This is a genomic window from Micromonospora sp. DH14 (assembly GCF_029809455.1).
Lineage (GTDB): Bacteria > Actinomycetota > Actinomycetes > Mycobacteriales > Micromonosporaceae > Micromonospora > Micromonospora parva.
Genome location: NZ_JARVKT010000008.1, coordinates 1 through 18,362 on the forward strand (window position 1 = coordinate 1; position 18,362 = coordinate 18,362).

An 18,362-nucleotide genomic window follows, 5' to 3' on the forward strand; every position below is an offset into this window, starting at 1 on the left:
GGGTTAGAGGCCGGACAGGCGTTGGCCGGCTCTCACCACGGCCATGGCGTGGCGTTCGCCGGGGCGGCGGCCGAGGCGTTCGATCGGGCCGGAGATGCTGACCGAGGCGATCACCCTCCCGGTGCGGTCGCGGATCGGGGCCGAGACGCTCGCCACACCCGCCTCCCGCTCGGCGACGCTCTGCGCCCAGCCGCGACGGCGTACCTCAGCGAGGGTGCGGCCGGTGAACTTGCTGCGCGGCAGCAGCGGCATCACCGCCTCCGGCGGCTCCCAGGCGAGCAGGATCTGGGCCGCTGAGCCGGCCGTCATCGGCAGCACCGAGCCGACCGGGACGGTGTCCCGTAGGCCGCTGGCGCGCTCGGCTGCCGCCACGCAGATCCGCTCGTCGGCGCGGCGCAGGTAGAGCTGCGCGCTCTCACCGGTGGCGTCGCGCAGCGCGGCCAGCAACGGCTCGGCGGCGGTCAGCAGAACGTCGGGTGCGGCGTTGGCCAGCTCGCCCAGCCGGGGGCCGGGCCGCCATCTGCCCTGGGTGTCGCGCACCAGCATCCGGTGGATCTCCAAGGCCTGGGCCAGCCGATGTGCGGTGGCTCGGGGCAGCTTGGTGCGTTCAACGAGTTCGGCCAGGCTGGCGCCGTCCACGCAGGCGGCCAGGATGACCACCGCCTTGTCGAGAACGCCGACACCGCTCATACTGTGTCCCACAAGCCGAAACTTACCTCCCAGAATTTAGGATGTCCAGATGGTGGGAGTCACTCCTGAGCCGAGGACCCTGGCCGAGAAGGTCTGGGACGCGCACGTCGTACGGTCCGCCGCCGGTGAGCCGGACCTGCTCTTCATCGACCTGCACCTGCTGCACGAGGTGACCAGCCCGCAGGCGTTCGACGGGCTGCGGCTCGCCGGGCGCCGGGTGCGTCGTACCGACCTGACCCTCGCGACCGAGGACCACAACACCCCGACCGGGTACGCCGACCCGGCGTTCCGCCTCCGCCGTGGTGACCTGCTCACCATCGCGGACCCGACGTCGCGTACGCAGATCGAGACGTTGCGCCGCAACTGCGCCGAGTTCGGGGTGCGGTTGCACCCGCTCGGCGACGACAACCAGGGCATCGTGCACGTGATCGGCCCGCAGCTCGGTCTCACCCAGCCGGGTCTGACGATCGTCTGTGGCGACTCGCACACCGCCACCCACGGCGCCTTCGGCGCGCTCGCCTTCGGCATCGGCACCAGCGAGGTGGAGCACGTGCTGGCCACCCAGACGCTGCCGCAGAGCCGGCCGAAGACGATGGCCGTGAACGTCACCGGTCGCCTCGCGCCCGGCGTGACCGCCAAGGACCTGGTGCTCGCGCTGATCACGCAGGTCGGCACGGGTGGGGGTCGCGGGCACATCGTCGAGTACCGCGGTGAGGCGATCCGCGCCCTCTCCATGGAGGGGCGGATGACCATCGCCAACATGTCCATCGAGTGGGGCGCCAAGGCCGGCATGATCGCGCCGGACGAGACCACCTTCGCGTACCTCAAGGGTCGCCCGAACGCGCCGCAGGGCGCGGACTGGGACGCAGCGGTGGCGTGGTGGCGGACGCTGCCCACCGACGAGGGGGCGCGCTTCGACGCCGAGGTGACCCTGGACGCCAGCCAGATCACCCCGTTCGTCACCTGGGGCACCAACCCCGGGCAGGGTGCGCCGCTGAGCGCCCCGGTGCCGGACCCGGAGGAGTTCACCACCGACTCGGAGCGCACCGCCGCCCGCCGGGCCCTGGAGTACATGGACCTGCGCCCCGGCACCCCGCTGCGGGAGCTGCCCATCGACGTGGTCTTCGTGGGGTCCTGCACCAACGGTCGCCTGGAGGACCTGCGGGCCGCCGCCGACGTGCTGCGGGGCCACCGGGTCGCCGACGGCGTCCGGATGCTCGTGGTGCCGGGCTCCGCCGCCGTACGCGAGGCGGCCGAGGCCGAAGGGCTGGACAAGGTCTTCGCCGACGCCGGGGCCGAGTGGCGGTTCGCCGGCTGCTCCATGTGTCTCGGCATGAACCCCGACACGCTGAAGCCGGGCGAGCGTTCCGCCTCCACCTCGAACCGCAACTTCGAGGGCCGTCAGGGCCGGGGTGGGCGTACCCACCTGGTCTCCCCGCCGGTGGCCGCCGCCACCGCCGTGGTCGGCCGGCTGGCCGCCCCCGCCGACCTGTAGAAGGGACCGACGAGATGGACAAGTTCACCACCCACACCGGCACCGCCGTGCCGCTACGCCGGTCCAACGTGGACACCGATCAGATCATCCCCGCCGTGTACCTCAAGCGGGTGACCCGGACCGGATTCGCCGACGGGCTGTTCAGTGCCTGGCGGGAAGATCCGACATTCGTGCTCAACGATGAAAACTATTCCGGGGCGTCGATCCTCATCGCCGGCCCGGAGTTCGGCACCGGGTCCTCCCGGGAGCACGCCGTCTGGGCGCTACGGGACTGGGGCTTCCGCGCCGTGGTGGCCCCGCGCTTCGGTGACATCTTCCGCGGCAACGCCCTCAAGGAAGGTCTGTTGCCGGTCGAGTTGGAATTGAAAGCCGTCGAAGAGTTGTGGGACCTGGTCGAGGGTGACCCGAGCACCCCGGTGACCGTCGACCTGACCGCCCGCCAGCTCCGGGCGGGGGATGCGAGCTGGTCGTTCCCGCTGGACGACTTCAGCCGTTGGCGCCTGCTGGAAGGCCTCGACGACATTGGACTCACCCTCCGGCACGCCGCCGACATCGACTCCTACGAGGCGCGCCGACTGCCGTTCCTGCCCTCCGTGGCATAGCCGTTAGGCCGCTCGCACAGCGGATTTCACCCCCATCGGTCCAACCGGTGGGGGTGAATCCGTTACGACACAAGGGCTTTTTTCTACCGAATGTTTGTGTCCCGGCAGCACAGGGCATACCGTGCGCGCAGAATGGCTCGCGACGAGTCAGTTGCACAATCGGGAGGAAGTCGTGAACAAGGCCGAGCTCATCGAGGCGCTCGCCGTTCGCCTGGGGGACCGGAAGATGGCGACGGCCGCGCTCGACGCGGTCCTCACCGAGGTCCAGGCGGCGGTCACCAAGGGCGAGAAGGTGGCGATCACCGGATTCGGAGCATTTGAAAAGCGTGTGCGTGGCGCACGAACAGCGCGCAACCCGCGTACCGGCGAGGCGGTGAAGGTCAAGAAGACCTCAGTCCCGACCTTCCGCCCCGGCGCCGGGTTCAAGGAGATGGTGGCCAGCGGCAAGGTGCCGAAGGCCACGGTGGCGACGAAGAAGGCCGCCACCAGCACCACCACGGCCAAGGCGGCCGGCGCGAAGGCGACCGGCGCGAAGGCGACGGGCACCAAGGCGACCGCGGCCAAGGCGGCCAGCAAGAAGACCGCCGCGGCCAAGGCGACCAAGACCGCCACGGCGACCAAGACGGCCGCCAGCAAGAAGACCGCCCCGGCCAAGGCGAGCAAGAGCACCACGGCGACCAAGACGGCCGCCAGCAAGAAGACCACCGCGGCGAAGAAGACCACCGCGGCGACCCGGTCGACCGCGGCGAAGAAGACCACCGCGGCGGCGAGCAAGAGCACGGCGGCCAAGAAGGCCCCCGCGAAGAAGGCCCCGGCCAAGAAGGCGGCCAGCAAGCGCTGACCGACCCGCTCCGCAAGGGCGTCCACCCGTGGGTGGGCGCCCTTGCGGCGTGCCGGGCCCGAATTCGCGCGTACGGGGACCGTTGACCCGGTTGGCCCGCTCGCGCAGAATCGCCGTGCCGGCCCCCCTCCGCCGGCCCGTCGACGGGAAGTGGGGCGCCGGTGCGCTACCGCCAGCTCACCACCGGGACGCTCGCGCTGGGCGTGCTCCTCCTCATCGACGTGCTGCGGGTCTGGCTGCCCGGCATCATCACCATCTTCGGTCAGGCGGCGTCCACCCCCGCCGAGCTGATGGGGGCGTTCGCCCTCGGCTGGTTCGTGCTCGCGCTGGGCGCACCGGCAGTGGTCCGCCGAGTCGGCGCCCGCCCGGTCACCGTCGTCGCCGCCGTCGCGCTCGCCGTCGCCCGGCTCACCCTCACCGCCGCTCCCGGTGGGCGTACCCAGCTCTGGGTGGCCACCGCCGGGTTGCTCGCCGGCCTGGTCTGGCTGGTCGGCGTCGCCGCCGACACCGACCGACCGGTCCCGGGCCTGGCGTTGGGGTTCGCTGTCAACGCGGCGGTGCACGCGGTGCTCGACACCGTCGATCTGGTCTGGCGGGGCGACGGGGTGGCCTGGCTGCTCAGCGTCGTCGCGGTGACGGTGTTCCTGGTCGGCACGGCGCAACCGGGCCAGCGCGGCGGCACGGACGCCGCCCGTACCGCCACCGTTGACGGCCCTGACGGTCCCGCTGAGGCCCGTAGGGGCCCCGGTGGTGGCCGGGCCTGGCTGGTGGCCGGGCCCGCGCTGCTGTTGGCCGCGATGGTGGCGCTCTCCCCGGCGCTGGCCCGGACCGGCATGTCGTACCTGGTCGGGGACGGGGTGGCTCGTTCGCCGTTGTTCGGCCTGGCACCGGTGCCGGTGGCGGTCGCCGGGTTCCTGGGCGCCGCGTTGACCCGCCCGCCACGGGGGTGGGGCCGGGCGTACGGTCCGGCGGCGCTGCTCAGCGGCGCGGTGCTGTTCGCCCTCGACCGGGGTGACCTGCTCCTGCCGGCCATCCTCCTCGCCGCGGTCGGTCTCGGTGCGTGCCTCGCGCTGACCGACGACAGCGCCGACGACAGCACCGACCACGCCAGCGACGCCGCGGACGCCAGCGCCTCCCGCCGGGGGTACGCGGTAGCCGCCGGCATGCTCGTCTTCGCGCTCGGAGCGGTCGGCTACTACTCGGCCTACGACCTGGGTTACCCCAACGCCGCGGTGCCAGTGGTGGTGGCCGTGCTGATCGCCGCCGTGGCGTTCACCGCCCGTCCCGTCGCCCACCGGCGTCCCGGGCCGTTCCCGCCGTTACGGGCCACCGCCGCTGTCACCTCGCTGGCCCTGCTGGCACCCGTGCTCGCCGACGAGGTGCCGGTGGCCAGCAACCGGGAGGGCCCGCCGCAACGGTTGACGGTGGTGGCGTACAACATCCGGATGGGTTTCGGGCTCGACGGCCGGTTCGACCTGACCGGCCTCGCCGAGGTCGTCGACCGGCAACGGCCCGATGTGGTGCTGCTCAGCGAGGTGGACCGGGCGTGGCTGCTCAACGGCGGGCACGACACCCTGGACCTGCTGGCCGACCGGCTCGGGATGCCGTACGTCTTCGGGCCGGCCGCCGATCCGGTCTGGGGTGACGCGGTGCTCAGCCGTTGGCCGGTGCGCGATCCGCGCAGCCTGCCGCTGGCCGCCGTCGGCGCGCCCACCGGGGCGCAGGCCCTCGCGGTCACGCTGGACCTCGGCGACGGTGTGCGTACCGCGGTGGTCAGCACCCACCTGCAACCGCCGCCGGGCACCGGACCGGTGGTCCAGGCCCGCGCGGTCGCCGACTTCGCCATCCGGTACGCGGCCGGTCGACCGTTGGTGGTGGGAGGCGACCTGAACACCGAGCCGGGCGACGAGGCGTTCGCGGAGTTCACCAGGGCGGGCCTGGTCGACGCGTTGGCCGCCGCCCGACCGTTGGCGACCAGCCCGGCGGACGACCCGCGCCAGCAGATCGACCACATCTTCGTCTCGCCCCAGCTGACCGCCGCTGATCCGGTCGCGCCGCGCAGCACCGCCAGCGACCACCTGCCGGTCGCGGTGACGGTGACCCTGCCGCCCCGCTGACCGGGGACCGGCCCGGGCGAACGCAAGGCCCTACAGGCGGTCGGTGGCCAGCAGCCGGTCACCGGCGAAGGCGAGCAGCCAGCCGCCGCCCTTCGGGGTGGCGAAGTCCTCATCGGTACGGCCGGTCAGCCGCTCCAGGGCACCGGGCAGGACCTTGCCCTGACTGCACACCACCGCCTGCCCACCGGTGCCCGCCAACTCCAGCAGCCGGGCGGCGGTGGCCAGGATCTGCTCGTCGCTCTGCTGGCCGGGCTGCGGCTCGTCCAGGTCGCCGCAGACCTCGATCGGCAGGTCGAGCAACGCGGCGGCCGGGTCGAGCGTCTGCACGCACCGTCGCGGCGACGCCGACACCAGCCGGGCCGGTCGGATCAGGGCGATCAGCTCGGCCAGCGCGTTCGCCTGGGCCCACCCCTCGGCGTCCAGGGGGCGTCCGACGTCCGGGCCGGACCAGGTGGCCCGCTTACCGGCGTGCGCGTGCCGGACCACAGCGATCGTCGCCGTCACCGACGGCAGCGCGGCGAACGCCGCCAACACCTCGGCGTCGTGCGGGTAGCTGACCAACCGGATCGCGTCGTCGACAGGGAGCCAGCGGATGTCGTCCACCTCGGTGTCCGGTTGGAAACCGCCGCTGGCCACCGCGAGCATCGACCAGTAGTCGACCAGCTTGGGCTGCCCCTCGCTGCGGTAGCGCACCGAGGGCAGCCGCACCTGCGGCACACCCCGCACGTCGGACTCCTCGGCCACCTCACGGACCGCCGCGGCCAGCGCATGCTCGCCCGGTTCCAGTTTGCCCTTCGGCAGTGTCCAGTCGCCGTAGCGGGGGCGGTGCACCACGCAGACGCGTACGCCGTCGTCGGTCGGCCGCCAGGCCACCCCGCCGGCGGCCCGGATGCCGGTCACGGCAGCCAACTGGTCCGCCGTCGGCGGGTGGCCCGGTGCCAGGCAGCCGGCAGGCGATCCCGCGCCCGGCGCACCGAGGCGCGGTCCCGTTCGGCCAGCCGCCCGGCGGTGACCGCCAGCTCGTGGTCGTCCGGCCGCGCGGCGGCGATCTCCAGCCAGGTGTCCGCCGCCACCGCCGCGTCCTGGTGCTCGCCGAGCACGTCCTGGACCCGGGCGAGGGCGCGGGACAACCGGCGCGCGCCCTTGCCGACCGTCGGGGCCACCGCGTTGACCGCGTACCGGGCCTGTTTGCCCTCCTTGCGGACGGCGTGCCAGCGGTCGTCCGGCGACTGCGCGTCCAGCCCGTCGACGCCGTCCGGCCCGGTCAACCGCCGCCACGGGCGCGCCACCAGCGCGGGTAGCGCCTCGGTGGCGGGCGCGGCCGCCCGGCGGGTGAGCCGGGGCGCGCCGGCGGCCAGCACCAGGGAGTCCACCAGGGCCAGGTAACGCGCGGAGCGCAGCATCTCGTCGATGGCGGTGAACGCCCGCCGCTGCCGTTCGGCGAGCACCTCGTCGAGCCGGTCCACAGCGCCCCGGTCGAGCGGGCTGAGCGGATCGGCGTCGGCGGTACGACGCAGCCGCGCGCGCAGCACCTCGGCGTCGCGGGCCGCCCCGAGCACCCCGGCCAACCAGCGCAGCTCGGCGCGCAGCGGGCCCGACCAGCTCTTGCGCAGCAACGGTTTGAAGGTGCGCAGATCACTGCGCAGGCGTCGACAGACCACCCGCATCTGATGCACGGCGGTGTCGTCACCGGCGGCCGAGGCGCGCAGCCGGACCAGCGGGTCGTGCGCCAACAGCCGGCGGACCTCCTTGCGGACCGACTCGGTCACCACCTCGCCGGCGCTCGGCTCGGCGGTCAATCCGGCCGGCGCGACCAGGTCCGGCTCGGCCCGCGCTGCCGCGCCCAGCGCCCGGACGTGCTTCGGCGTGAACGACCCGCCCCGGGCGCCGGCCTGGCGCAGCACCCCACCGACCCGGTCGAGCAGCTCCCGGTCGCCGGCTTTGCGCTCCACCTCCACCTCGCGGAACGTGTCGGTGGTGGTGCCGGCGTCGTCGAGCACCGTCACCCGGTCGTCCACCACCTCGGCGAGCACCGTGCCGGCCCGGTCACACACCTCGTATGCGTGCCGTACCGTCCGGACCACCGCCACCGGGGCCAGTGGCGCCCCCCGGTGCAGGACGGTGACCAACTCCACCAGCTCCGGTGGCGGCTGCCGCTTCGGCCCGGGCCGGGAGATCTCGTGCCGGACGCCCGGCGTCCCGGTCGGTAGTTTCACCGTCCAGGGCAGCTCGTCTCCCCGCCGGTGGCGCAACGACGCACCGGACCGGGCCAGCCGCAGGTCGACGGTGTCGAGGTAGCGGGCGACCAGCGTCACCGGTGGCAGCGCCCGGACCCGACCTCCGGCCGGGGCGGCACCGGCCAGGTCCGGCAGCACGTAGGTGTCGTCCACCTCGTACTTCTGCTCCTCCTCGACCATCAGCTCAGCCTATGCGCTGCGCGGTCAGCTGGCCGTGCCACCGACGCGGCGCAGCAACAGTTCCTGCAGATGCTCCCGGGCGGTGTCGTCACCGCCGGTACGCCGGGTCCAGGTGCCGTCGCCGGCCAGCTCGAACGCGTCCACTTCGGGGCTCATCGCGGCGGTGAGCACCTGGTCCAGTTCGGCGCGGGCGATCGGGTCGCTCACCTGCACCAGCGCCTCCACCCGGCGGTCCAGGTTGCGGTGCATGAGGTCGGCCGAGCCCATCCAGAACTCGGCCTCACCGTTGTTGCCGAACCGGAAGACCCGGGAGTGTTCCAGGAACCGGCCGAGGATCGAGCGGACCCGGATGTTCTCCGACAACCCCGGCACCCCGGGGCGCAGCGTGCACATGCCCCGGATGAGCAGGTCGACGTGGACGCCGGCCTGGGAGGCGCGGTACAACGCGTCGGTCACCCCCTCGTCGACCAGCGAGTTGACCTTGAACTGGACCAGGCCGGGCATGCCTAAACGGACGTGCGAGATCTCCCGTTCGATCCGTTCGATCAGCCCGCTGCGGATGCCCTGCGGCGCGACCAGCAGCCGCCGGTACGCGGTCTGCCGGCTGTACCCGGTCAGCACGTTGAACAGGTCGGTGAGGTCGGCGCCGATCTCCGGGTCGGCGGTGAGCATGCCGAAGTCCTCGTACAGTCGGGCCGTCTTCGGGTGGTAGTTGCCGGTGCCGATGTGGCAGTAGCGGCGGATCTGGTTGCCCTCCTGCCGGACCACCAACGCGGTCTTGCAGTGCGTCTTCAGGCCGACCAGGCCGTACACCACGTGACAGCCGGCGCGTTCCAGCGTGCGGGCCCAACCGATGTTGGCCACCTCGTCGAAGCGGGCCTTCACCTCCACCAGCACCACCACCTGCTTGCCGGCGGCGGCCGCGTCGACGAGCGCGTCGACGATCGGGGAATCGCCGCTGGTCCGGTAGAGGGTCTGCTTGATGGCCAGCACGTTCGGGTCGGCGGCGGCCTGCTCGATGAAGCGCTGCACGCTGGTGGCGAACGAGTGGTACGGGTGGTGCACCAGGATGTCGCCGTCGCGCAGGGTGGAGAAGACGCTGCGCGGCACCTCGCCCTCGGCGAGGCGGGGATGGGTGGCCGGCACGAACGGCGGGTCCTTCAGGTCCGGCCGGTCCGCCTCGCCGTAGACCTGCCACAGCGCGGAGAGGTCCAGCAGGCCGGGCACCCGCAGCACGTCCTGGTCGTCCATGTCCAGCTCGCGGACGAGCAGCTCCAACATGTGGTCGGAGATGGACGCGGCGACCTCCAGCCGGACCGGCGGACCGAACCGCCGCCGGGCCAGCTCCCGCTCCAGGGCCTGGAGCAGATCCTCGTCGCGGTCCTCGTCGACCTCCACCTCGGCGTTGCGGGTGACCCGGAACAGGTGGCACTCGACCACCTGCATGCCGCTGAACAGCTGCCCCAGGTGCACCGAGATCAGGTCCTCCACGGGCAGCATCCGGACGCCCGGCTGGTCCCGGTCCACCCGGACGAAACGGGGCACGTTGTTGGGCACCTTGACCCGGGCGAACAGCTCCGAACCGCCGTCCGGGTCACGAACCGCCACCGCCAGGTTCAGTGACCGCCCCGAGATGTACGGGAACGGGTGCGCCGGGTCCACCGCGAGCGGGGTCAGCACCGGGAAGATGTACTCCCGGAAGTAGGTGCGCAGCCGTTCCCGCTCGGCGTCGCCCAACTCGCCCCAGCGCAATATCCGGATGCTCTCGTCGGCGAGCTTGGGCAGCACGTCGTCGACGAAACAGGCGGCGTGCCGGGCGACCAGGGCGGCGGTGCGCTCGGCGATCAGCTCCAACTGGGTACGCAGCGGCAGCCGGTCCCCGCCGCGTACCGGCAGGCCGGCGGAGAGCCGCCGCTTCAGTCCGGCGATGCGCACCATGTAGAACTCGTCGAGGTTGCTGGCGAAGATGGCCAGGAACTTGGCCCGCTCCAGCAGCGGGGTGCGCTGGTCCTCGGCCAGGGTGAGCACGCGGGCGTTGAAGTCGAGCCAGGACAGCTCCCGGTTGAGGAACCGGTCCTCCGGCAGCGGCGGGGCCGGAGGCTCTTCGTCGTCCGCCAGCGGGGCGGCTGTCGATCCGACCGGTTGGACCGCACCGGCGGCCGGACCGTCCGCCTCGGTCTGCGGCACCGGGTCGATGACCTCGTCTAGGCCGGAGGAGGCGGCGCCGGGGTCGTCGGCGAGGGTGTCGGCGCGGGCGGCGCCGGCGCGTTCGGCGCGGGACGGACGGAAGCGCCCATCGGCGCCGCGCGCGGTGGAGCCGTTGCGGAGGTTGGTGGCGGGCGGGCGGGCCGGTTGCTCGCGAGGGGTGCTCACCCGCTCATAATCACCCGATTACGGTAAACGCAAAATGAACTTGGGCCCGCCGGGTCAGATCATCGTCGGCAATGTCACCCGGACAACCTCGCCGTCGGGATCGGTGTCGATGCGGACCCGCTGCCCGAGGCGGAGAAGCCGCAGCCCGGAGGCGTCGAAGGCGCGCGCGGGGAAGCGCATCTCGGTGCCGTCGTCGAGCAGCAGCACCCCGCTGCGCGTCGCCGCGTCGTAGCTGGCCACAGTGCCCTGCATGCTGGCACCGTACACCCGGGGGTCCGGCCGGTGGCGCGGCCCGGGCAGGCTCAGCCCGCGGAGCGGGGCGGGGTCAGCCCGCGGAGCGGGCGGGACAAGCTCAGCCGGTGGCGCGGGCCGGGCGGCCGGCGGCCACCAGCGCGGCCGTGCGCGGCCCCAGCCCGAGCCGGTCGGCTTCGGCCAGGTCCGCGGCGGTGTCCACGTCCCGGCGCAGGCTGGGCCAGTCGCCGTCGAGCGGCAACGCCCCGCTCGCCGCGTGCGCGAGCGCCGAACCCACCCCGAAACGAGGGTCCAGCGGTACCCCCGGCGGAGCGGTGAGCAGCACTGTTCCCTCGCCGGGTGTGTCCGGCAGGAACCGGCGGACCGTGGGTCGGCTGTTCTGCGCCGCGAGCAGCGCGCCGGTCAGTTCGGTCGGGCGCAGCGCCGGCACGTCCGCGGTGATCCCGGCCACCCACCCGCGGGCCCTGGCCGCCCCGTGCCACAACGCGGCGTTCAGGCCGGCGTTCGGCTCGTCCGGCAGCACCCGTGCGCCGGCCGCCCGTGCCGTCGCCGCCACCCGGGCGTCGTCGGTCACCACCAGGACCTCGGCGACCGCCGAACAGGCCAGCACCGCGCGGAGCGTGTCGGCCGCGAGGGCCAGCGCCAACTCCTCGTGCGGTACGCCGGGCAGCGCGCCACGCAGCCGACTCTTGGCCGCGGCCAGCGGCTTCACCGGCACCACCACTGCCCACCTCGGCTGACTCACGTCCGCAATCCTGCCAGCCGGACGACGGGACCCTCGCTGGCCGTACCGGGGGCGAGCAGGCATGATTTCCGCTGCGGGCGTCGCGGGCGGGATTTCGCGGCGGGGTTGGGGCGCGACGAGGAGGCACAGTGGCACGGCGGAGGCTGGGGTTCTGGCAACGGTTCGCCGTGGGGCTGGTGAAGCCGGTGATGATCGTCTGGACCCGGCGTACCTGGCGTGGTCAGGAGCATCTCCGCCGCGACGGCGGCATGATCATCGTGGCGAACCACATCTCCCACGCCGACCCGCTGGTTTCCGCGCACTTCATCTACGACTCCGGGCGTTGGCCGCAGTACCTGGGCAAGGCCAGCGTGTTCCGGGTGCCGGTGGTCGGCTGGATCCTGCACCGGTGCCGGCAGATCCCGGTCGAGCGGGGCAGCGTGGACGCCGTGCGCTCGCTGGACGCCCTGGTCGCCGCGCTCAACGAGGGCGGCGCGGTGGTGATCTACCCTGAGGGCACCACCACACGACAGCCGGAGCTCTGGCCGATGAAGGCCAAGACCGGTGCGGCCCGGCTGGCCCTGGCCACCGGCGCCCCGGTCGTACCGGTGGTGATGTGGGGGCCGGAACGGATCTTCGACCCGCGGACGACCCGCGTCAGCCTGCGCCCCCGGATCCCGGTGACCGTTGCCGCCGGGGAACCGATCGACCTGAGCCGGTGGGCGGACGCCCAGCCGACCCGGGCCACCCTCGAGGAGATGACGGACACCATCATGTTGCGGCTGCGGGACATGCTCGCCGAGATCCGTGGCGGTACCCCGCCGCCACTGTGGGAGCGACCGGCCCGGTCCTCCGTCGGCCGTGAGCAGCGGGACGACGCGGCATGAGCGGTCACGTCGCGGTGCTCGGTGCCGGTTCCTGGGGCACCGCCTTCGCCAAGATCCTCGCCGACGCGGGGCGGGACGTGACGGTGTGGGCCCGTCGCGCGCCGGTCGCCGAGAGCATCCGGGCCGAGCGCCGCAATCCGGAGTACCTGCCCGGCCTGCTGCTGCCCGCCCGCGTCACCGCCACCACCGACGCCGCCGAGGCGATCAGCGGAGCCGAGGTGGTGGTGCTGGCGGTGCCGTCGCAGACGCTGCGCGGCAACCTCGCCGAATGGGCCGGGCACCTGCACCCGGACTCCACCCTGGTGTCGCTGATGAAGGGCATCGAGCTGGGCACCACCAAGCGGATGAGCGAGGTCATCGTGGAGACCGCCGGGGTCGCCGCGGACCGGGTGGTCGTCGTGTCCGGCCCGAACCTGGCCCCGGAGATCGCCGTCGAGCAGCCCGCCGCGACAGTGGTCGCCGGGACGAACAGCGCCCGTGCCACGCTCGTCCAGTCGTCGATCCGGACGCCGTACCTGCGCCCCTACACCAACGACGACGTGATCGGCTGTGAGCTGGGCGGGGCGGTCAAGAACGTGATCGCCCTGTCGTACGGCATCGCCACCGCGATGGGTTTCGGCGACAACACCCGGGCCATGCTGATGACCCGTGGGCTGGCCGAGACGGCCCGGCTGGGCGTGGCGCTCGGCGCGGACCCGATCACCTTCGCCGGCCTCGCCGGCATGGGTGACCTGGTCGCGTCCTGCTCGTCCCCGCTGGCCCGCAACCGCACCTTCGGAGAGCATCTGGGCCGGGGCGAGACGCTGGAGCAGGCCCAGGCCGCCACCCGGCAGACCGCCGAGGGCGTGAAGAGCTGCCTGGCGATCCGCGACCTGGCCCGGGCGCACGGCGTGGAGATGCCGATCACCGAGCACGTCGAGCGGATCTGCCACGAGGGGATGGACCCCCGCCTCGCCGTGGAGACCCTGATGAGCCGCACCGCCAAACCCGAGTCGTACGAGTGAGGAACCCGATGAGCGAGTGGGGAGACGGCACCCGCTGCGTCCGCGCGGGACTGCCCGAGCCGGCACCGGGGGATTCGTTCCTGCCCGGGCCGGTCTTCGCCGCGCCGTACCACCTCGACCCGTTCCAGGGTCAGGGCACGTCGCCGAACGGCTACGGCCGCCCCGACAACCCGACCCGGCGGCTGCTGGAGGCGGCCGTGGGCGAGTTGGAGGGTGGTGACTGCCGGGTCTTCGCGACCGGCCAGGCGGCCATCACCGGCCTGCTGCTCACCCTGCTGCGGCCGGGGGACACCGTGGTGCTGCCCAGCGACGGATACTTCCCGGTCCGGGCGTTCGCCACCGATGTGCTGGAGGCCATCGGCGTCCGGGTGCTGTTCGTGCCGACCGTCGGGCCGTACCCGTCGTTCGAGGGCGTCCGGCTGGTGCTGGTGGAGACGCCGGCCAACCCGGGTCTGGACGTGGTCGACGTGGCCGCCCTCGCCGAGCGGGCGCACGCCGCCGGCGCGCTGCTCGCGGTGGACAACACCACTGCCACCCCGCTCGGTCAGCGCCCCCTGGATCTCGGCGCCGACCTGGTGGTCGCCTCCGGCACGAAGGCGCTCACCGGCCACTCCGACCTGCTGCTGGGCTACCTGGCCAGCCGGTCCGCCGAGCTGATCGACGCGGTGACGACCTGGCGGACCACCACCGGGGCGGTGCCGGGCGCGTTCGACGCCTGGCTGGCCCACCGGTCACTGGCCACTCTCGACCTGCGGTTGGCGCGGCAGAGCGCGAACGCCGCGGCGGTCGCCGACCTGCTCGCCGGCCGGTCGGACGTGACCGGCCTGCGGTGGCCGGGGCGGCCGGACGACCCCGCGTACCCGGTGGCCTCGGCGCAGATGCACCGGATACCGGGGGTGCTCTCGTTCGACCTGGGCGACGCCGACCGGGTGGGCCGATTCATCGAGGCCGCCCGGCTGGTGGCGGCGGCGACCTCCTTCGGTGGCCTGCACACCACGGCGGACCGGCGGGCGCAGTGGGGCGACGACACCGCTCCCGGCTTCGTCCGGCTCTCCTGCGGCGCGGAGGACACCGCGGACCTGGTGGCCGACATCGCCGCCGCGTTGGACGCGGCCGGGCCGGTCTGAGCTAGGGTGTCGACGGCCGCGCCGGCGGCCCCGACCGGAGGAGGTGAGTCCGATCCGCGCACAGACAGGACCGGCCCTTCCTCCCGTGTTCCTGCCGCGATAGCGGCCACGGGAGCGCCGGCGAGCGTTTCCCGGAGGATTCCCATGGCACCACCGTTCCCCACCGACCGTCCTGCCCTCGTGCACCGGCTGCGCACCGCCGGCTGCGTGTACGCCGAGGACGAGGCAGACCTGCTGCTGGCCGCGGCGGACACCCCGGCGGCGCTGGCCGACCTGACCGCCCGCCGGGTGGCCGGCGAACCGTTGGAGTACCTGCTCGGCTGGGCGGAGTTCTGCGGCCTGCGGATCGCCGTCGACGAGGGCGTCTTCGTCCCGCGTGCCCGCACCGCCCTGCTGGTCGAGGCGGCGGCCGAGGTGACCGGTCCGGCGCCGGCCGTGGTCGACCTCTGCTGCGGCTCCGGGGCCACCACTGTCGCGCTGGCGCACCGGCTCGCGCCGCGCTGGCTGGCCGCCGCCGACATCGACCCGGCGGCCGTGGCCTGTGCCCGCCGCAACGTCGTCGGGCTGGACGCCGAGGTGTACGAGGGCGACCTGTTCGATCCGCTGCCCCGGCGGTGGCGGGGCCGGCTCGACCTGGTGGTCGCCAACGCACCGTACGTGCCGACCGACGCAGTGGCGCTGATGCCGCCGGAGGCGCGGCTGCACGAGGCCCCGGTGGCGCTCGACGGCGGCCCGGACGGGCTCTTAGTGCTGCGCCGGGTGGGCAGCGGCGCGGCCGACTGGCTGGCCCCCGGTGGTCACCTGGTGGTCGAGGTCGGTACGACCCAGGTGGATGCCCTCTGCGAGTCATTCCAGAAAGCCGGCCTGATCCCCACCGTCCACCATGACGAACTCCGGAACGCCACCGCCCTAACAGCCCGCCGCCCCTAACTCTCCACCCCCACCCCGGCGATCTTGCAGTTTCGGTTGACGTTACGAGCTGAATGGACCTTATGTCGGGACAGTAAGTGCAAGATCGCGGGGAGGGCGGGGCGGGGCGTGGCGGGGGAGAGGGGTTGGCACTAGCCTCGGCTCACACTCATGACGGCGGGAGGCGGTTTCGGTGGGCAGCGCAGGGGTGCCGGTGGTCGTCGGGTTGGACAACGGCGGCACCAGCAACAACGCCACCGTGCTGACGGTGGACGGTCGCTTCCTGGTGGACGGGCTCTTGGAGATCCCCAGCGAGGTGGGGGCCGGGCCGGAGGCGGCGATCGAGGCGTTGGCCCGGGCGCTGGACGGCGCCCTGGCGCAGACCGGCGTGCCGCGTGACCTGGTCCGGGCGGTCGGGCTGGACACTCCGGGCCCGGCCAGCGCCGAGGGTGTCATCTCCTCGCGGGGTTCCACCAACTTCTCCCAACCGGCCTGGCGCGGTTTCGACGTGCGGGGCGCGTTGGAGCGACGGCTCGGCCTGCCGGTGATCTACCACAACGACGGCAACGCGGCGGCGCTCTACGCCCACCACGTCTACTTCGGGGCCGACGCGATGAGCCGTTCGTCGGTGTCCGCGATCGTCGGCACCGGCCTGGGTGGCGGGGTGGTCGAGAGCGGTCGGGTGATCGCCGGTGCGGCAGGCATGGCGGGGGAGCTGGGCCATGTGCACATCCCGCTGAACGGGCTGCTCGGCCCGGGCCAGCCGGACCCCACCTGCGCCTGCGGCTTCACCGGTGATGTGGAGAGCGTCGCCTCGCTGACCGGCATCGAACGCAACCTGCTGCCGTACTGGCTGACCCGGTACCCCGACCATCCGCTCGTCGCCGAGCCGGTGGCCCGGGCGGCCAAGCTGGTGCGCGGTTACGGCGAACGGGGAGACGCTCTCGCGCGGGACCTGTTCACCCAGCAGGCGATGGCGTTGGGACGGCTGTTCACGGTGGCGGCGAACTTCACCGACCCGCACGCGTACTTCGTCGGCGGTGGGGTGGTCGAGGCGGCGCCGGAGTTCCGGGACTGGTTCCTGGCGACGGTCCGCGAGCACACGGTGCTCCGTGAGGAGCAGGCGGCGGTGGCCATCTTCGCGTTGGTGCCGGACCGGGACATGGCCGGCGCCCGGGGCGTCGCGATCGCCGCGCTGGAGGCGCTGCGCGCCGCTCCGGAGCCCCGACCGCTGGTTGCCTGAGCCGGCGCGGGCCTCGACCCACGCCGGCTCAGGCACGTCTGGTCAGCGCTGGGGTGGCGCCTGGGCGAAGGCGGCCCAGGCCGCCGTGGGGAACAGCAGCGCCGGGCCGGCCGGGTCCTTCGAGTCGCGGACGGCCACCAGCCTCGGTATCGCGGCAACCTCCACGCAGGCGCCCTCGTCGCCGCTGCGGCTGCTCTTGCGCCACGCCGCCGCGGCCAAGGCCGCTGTGATCATCGGTGTCATCGGTCCTACCGTCCCTTCAGGACTGACAGGAGCATCTCGCGGCTGTCCGCCGGGCTGAGCGCCACGCTTCGGAGATGCTCCATGATCTTGGTGCAGGTACGCGTCTCACCGGCGCGGTCGAGGATCATCTGACCTGCGACGGTTTCCACCGACGCGATGATCGGGTCCTCCGGGTCGGCGAACTCCAGGATGTGCAGGGAACCCCGGGTGCCCCGGTGGTAGCCGGCGGAGAGCGGGATCACCTGGACGGTGATGTTCGGCAACTCGGCCATCTTGACCAGGTGCCGTAGTTGCCCGTTCATCACCGACTGCTCACCGACCGGGCGCAGCAGCGCGCCCTCGTCGATGATCGCGTCGAGGATGGGCGGCTGGTCGGCGGTGAGCCGCTGTTGCCGGTCGAGCCGGATCTTGACCCGTTGCTCGACCAGGTCGTCGCCGAGGGTGTGCGGCCCGCCGCGCATCACGCCACGGATGTAGTCGGCGGTCTGCAACAGGCCGGGCACCACCGAGGGCTCGAAGTTGGCGATGGCTGTCGCCTCGGCCTCCAGCGCGATGAAGTCGATGGTGCGGGGGTCCAGCAGGTACGAGTACGACACCCACCAGCCCGGCTTGCGGGCGTCCTTGGCCAGCTGCACCGCCGCGGCCACCTCCTCGGCGCTCACCCCGTACGACGTGAGCAGGGCGCGCACGGTGGCCGGGCTGATCAGGGTCTGGGCGTTCTCGTACCGGGAGAGAGTGCTGCGGGTGCTGTTGATCTCATCCGCCGCGGTCTCCAGCGTCAGCCCGGCGGCTTCCCGGTGATGGCGCAGGGCGATGCCGAGCCGGCGGGCACGGGCGGTCTTCGGGGCCATGCATCGATGGTCGCACACATTTGCGGGAACGTCTGCATGAGAGAACGTCGATGAGAGTTGCATTCACGGCTGTACACGTGTCAATCTGTTATGGCGTCCTCACCGCCGGTTGTCGTGGCGACGGTGGTGGTGAGCGACCGGAGGGGATGGGGCGCGCGGCGATCGGGTTTCTCCCCCGTACCCGATCGTCGCGTGCCGCCCCGCCATCCCGGCCCGCCGGAAGGAGACGACGTGCGAACCCGCCCGGAGCCCCCCGCCGTACCCTGGGTCGGCCCACGATGACCCGTTTCCTCGTGGTGCTCACCGACGTGCGTCCGGTCGAGGGCGTCAACCGCAACGAGCGGGTCGCGCCGGAGCGGCGCCGGCAGGTCGTCGGGGCCAGCAGCCGGGAGGCCGCCGACCGCATCGCCGGCGCGTTCATGGCGCTGGGCATGGTGCGGGCCGGCCGGCAGCGGGTGAAGGTGATAGCGGTCGGTCGCCGGCACTCCCGGGACTGAGCGCAGGCCCAGGTCAGCGGCCTGCGACAGCGCTACCTCCCGGTTACACACCGTATATCCTCTGATGACCAGTTGCCGTGTCGTGCCGTG

At 73.0% G+C, this 18,362-nt stretch carries 18 protein-coding genes; 10 read left to right on the forward strand and 8 right to left on the reverse strand.

Annotated features, from left to right (window positions below; translation table 11 throughout):
• Positions 1-3: 3 nt before the first annotated feature.
• On the reverse strand, positions 4-690 hold the full coding sequence (locus QCZ28_RS12770) for an IclR family transcriptional regulator (RefSeq protein ID WP_007456408.1): 687 nt from the start codon (positions 688-690) through the stop codon (positions 4-6).
• Positions 691-739: 49 nt separating this feature from the next.
• Here QCZ28_RS12770 and leuC point away from each other — a divergent pair, with 49 nt between their 5' ends.
• The 4 genes from leuC (at position 740) to QCZ28_RS12790 (ending at position 5,745) form a co-directional block, all read left to right on the forward strand.
• Entirely contained in the window at positions 740-2,185 is a 1,446-nt protein-coding gene (leuC, locus tag QCZ28_RS12775) for a 3-isopropylmalate dehydratase large subunit (protein ID WP_279516866.1), read from the forward strand.
• 14 nt (positions 2,186-2,199) lie between these two features.
• A complete protein-coding gene (gene leuD / locus QCZ28_RS12780) occupies positions 2,200-2,787 on the forward strand; it encodes a 3-isopropylmalate dehydratase small subunit (RefSeq protein WP_279516867.1) in 588 nt (195 codons plus the stop codon).
• 172 nt (positions 2,788-2,959) lie between these two features.
• Positions 2,960-3,628: an HU family DNA-binding protein gene (locus QCZ28_RS12785; protein ID WP_347815103.1), complete on the forward strand. Its 669-nt coding sequence runs from the start codon at positions 2,960-2,962 to the stop codon at positions 3,626-3,628.
• A 161-nt stretch (positions 3,629-3,789) separates the two neighbouring features.
• Complete coding sequence (locus QCZ28_RS12790; protein WP_279516869.1) at positions 3,790-5,745, forward strand: endonuclease/exonuclease/phosphatase family protein; 1,956 nt, start codon at positions 3,790-3,792, stop codon at positions 5,743-5,745.
• A gap of 30 nt (positions 5,746-5,775) precedes the next feature.
• On the opposite strand, the gene QCZ28_RS12795 is transcribed toward QCZ28_RS12790, so the two are convergent.
• The 5 genes from QCZ28_RS12795 to cofC form a co-directional block, all read right to left on the reverse strand.
• A complete protein-coding gene (locus QCZ28_RS12795; RefSeq protein ID WP_279516870.1) occupies positions 5,776-6,654 on the reverse strand; it encodes an NUDIX hydrolase in 879 nt (292 codons plus the stop codon).
• Positions 6,642-8,162: a CYTH and CHAD domain-containing protein gene (locus QCZ28_RS12800; protein ID WP_279516871.1), complete on the reverse strand. Its 1,521-nt coding sequence runs from the start codon at positions 8,160-8,162 to the stop codon at positions 6,642-6,644. The genes QCZ28_RS12795 and QCZ28_RS12800 overlap by 13 nt, the downstream gene beginning before the upstream one ends.
• Positions 8,163-8,186: 24 nt before the next feature.
• A complete protein-coding gene (locus tag QCZ28_RS12805; RefSeq protein WP_279516872.1) occupies positions 8,187-10,535 on the reverse strand; it encodes an RNA degradosome polyphosphate kinase in 2,349 nt (782 codons plus the stop codon).
• A gap of 54 nt (positions 10,536-10,589) precedes the next feature.
• Entirely contained in the window at positions 10,590-10,787 is a 198-nt protein-coding gene (locus tag QCZ28_RS12810) for a hypothetical protein (RefSeq protein WP_030335323.1), read from the reverse strand.
• A gap of 100 nt (positions 10,788-10,887) precedes the next feature.
• A complete protein-coding gene (gene cofC, locus QCZ28_RS12815; protein WP_279516873.1) occupies positions 10,888-11,532 on the reverse strand; it encodes a 2-phospho-L-lactate guanylyltransferase in 645 nt (214 codons plus the stop codon).
• 128 nt (positions 11,533-11,660) lie between these two features.
• Here cofC and QCZ28_RS12820 point away from each other — a divergent pair, with 128 nt between their 5' ends.
• The 5 genes from QCZ28_RS12820 to QCZ28_RS12840 all read left to right on the forward strand — a co-directional run bounded on the left by QCZ28_RS12820 (position 11,661) and on the right by QCZ28_RS12840 (position 16,681).
• The gene (locus QCZ28_RS12820; protein WP_279516874.1) at positions 11,661-12,398 is read left to right on the forward strand and encodes a lysophospholipid acyltransferase family protein; all 738 of its coding nucleotides are present in this window, start codon (positions 11,661-11,663) and stop codon (positions 12,396-12,398) included.
• Entirely contained in the window at positions 12,395-13,402 is a 1,008-nt protein-coding gene (locus tag QCZ28_RS12825) for an NAD(P)-dependent glycerol-3-phosphate dehydrogenase (protein WP_279516875.1), read from the forward strand. The genes QCZ28_RS12820 and QCZ28_RS12825 overlap by 4 nt, the downstream gene beginning before the upstream one ends.
• Positions 13,403-13,410: 8 nt before the next feature.
• Positions 13,411-14,529 (forward strand): cystathionine gamma-lyase, encoded by a 1,119-nt coding sequence (locus tag QCZ28_RS12830; protein ID WP_030335318.1) that lies wholly within the window; start codon positions 13,411-13,413, stop codon positions 14,527-14,529.
• Between the two features lie 144 nt (positions 14,530-14,673).
• Positions 14,674-15,459 (forward strand): putative protein N(5)-glutamine methyltransferase, encoded by a 786-nt coding sequence (locus tag QCZ28_RS12835; protein WP_279516876.1) that lies wholly within the window; start codon positions 14,674-14,676, stop codon positions 15,457-15,459.
• Positions 15,460-15,631: 172 nt separating this feature from the next.
• Positions 15,632-16,681, forward strand: coding sequence for an ROK family protein (locus QCZ28_RS12840; protein ID WP_279516877.1), 1,050 nt, complete (start codon positions 15,632-15,634; stop codon positions 16,679-16,681).
• Between the two features lie 42 nt (positions 16,682-16,723).
• Here the strand turns inward: QCZ28_RS12840 and QCZ28_RS12845 are convergent, their stop codons facing one another.
• Both QCZ28_RS12845 and QCZ28_RS12850 read right to left on the reverse strand, forming a co-directional pair.
• A complete protein-coding gene (locus QCZ28_RS12845; protein ID WP_030335312.1) occupies positions 16,724-16,924 on the reverse strand; it encodes a DUF397 domain-containing protein in 201 nt (66 codons plus the stop codon).
• A gap of 5 nt (positions 16,925-16,929) precedes the next feature.
• Positions 16,930-17,775 (reverse strand): helix-turn-helix transcriptional regulator, encoded by an 846-nt coding sequence (locus QCZ28_RS12850; RefSeq protein ID WP_030335311.1) that lies wholly within the window; start codon positions 17,773-17,775, stop codon positions 16,930-16,932.
• Positions 17,776-18,053: 278 nt separating this feature from the next.
• Here QCZ28_RS12850 and QCZ28_RS12855 point away from each other — a divergent pair, with 278 nt between their 5' ends.
• Complete coding sequence (locus QCZ28_RS12855) at positions 18,054-18,272, forward strand: hypothetical protein (RefSeq protein WP_030335309.1); 219 nt, start codon at positions 18,054-18,056, stop codon at positions 18,270-18,272.
• Positions 18,273-18,362: the final 90 nt, after the last annotated feature.

Coding starts and splice junctions, on each gene's coding strand:
- QCZ28_RS12770 (WP_007456408.1), bottom strand. CDS start 690: ATGAGCGGTGTCGGCGTTCTCGACAAGGCGGTGGTCATCCTGGCCGCC.
- leuD (WP_279516867.1), top strand. CDS start 2,200: ATGGACAAGTTCACCACCCACACCGGCACCGCCGTGCCGCTACGCCGG.
- QCZ28_RS12800 (WP_279516871.1), bottom strand. CDS start 8,162: ATGGTCGAGGAGGAGCAGAAGTACGAGGTGGACGACACCTACGTGCTG.
- QCZ28_RS12850 (WP_030335311.1), bottom strand. CDS start 17,775: ATGGCCCCGAAGACCGCCCGTGCCCGCCGGCTCGGCATCGCCCTGCGC.
- QCZ28_RS12825 (WP_279516875.1), top strand. CDS start 12,395: ATGAGCGGTCACGTCGCGGTGCTCGGTGCCGGTTCCTGGGGCACCGCC.
- leuC (WP_279516866.1), top strand. CDS start 740: ATGGTGGGAGTCACTCCTGAGCCGAGGACCCTGGCCGAGAAGGTCTGG.
- QCZ28_RS12845 (WP_030335312.1), bottom strand. CDS start 16,924: ATGACACCGATGATCACAGCGGCCTTGGCCGCGGCGGCGTGGCGCAAG.
- QCZ28_RS12830 (WP_030335318.1), top strand. CDS start 13,411: ATGAGCGAGTGGGGAGACGGCACCCGCTGCGTCCGCGCGGGACTGCCC.
- QCZ28_RS12810 (WP_030335323.1), bottom strand. CDS start 10,787: ATGCAGGGCACTGTGGCCAGCTACGACGCGGCGACGCGCAGCGGGGTG.
- QCZ28_RS12855 (WP_030335309.1), top strand. CDS start 18,054: ATGACCCGTTTCCTCGTGGTGCTCACCGACGTGCGTCCGGTCGAGGGC.
- QCZ28_RS12835 (WP_279516876.1), top strand. CDS start 14,674: ATGGCACCACCGTTCCCCACCGACCGTCCTGCCCTCGTGCACCGGCTG.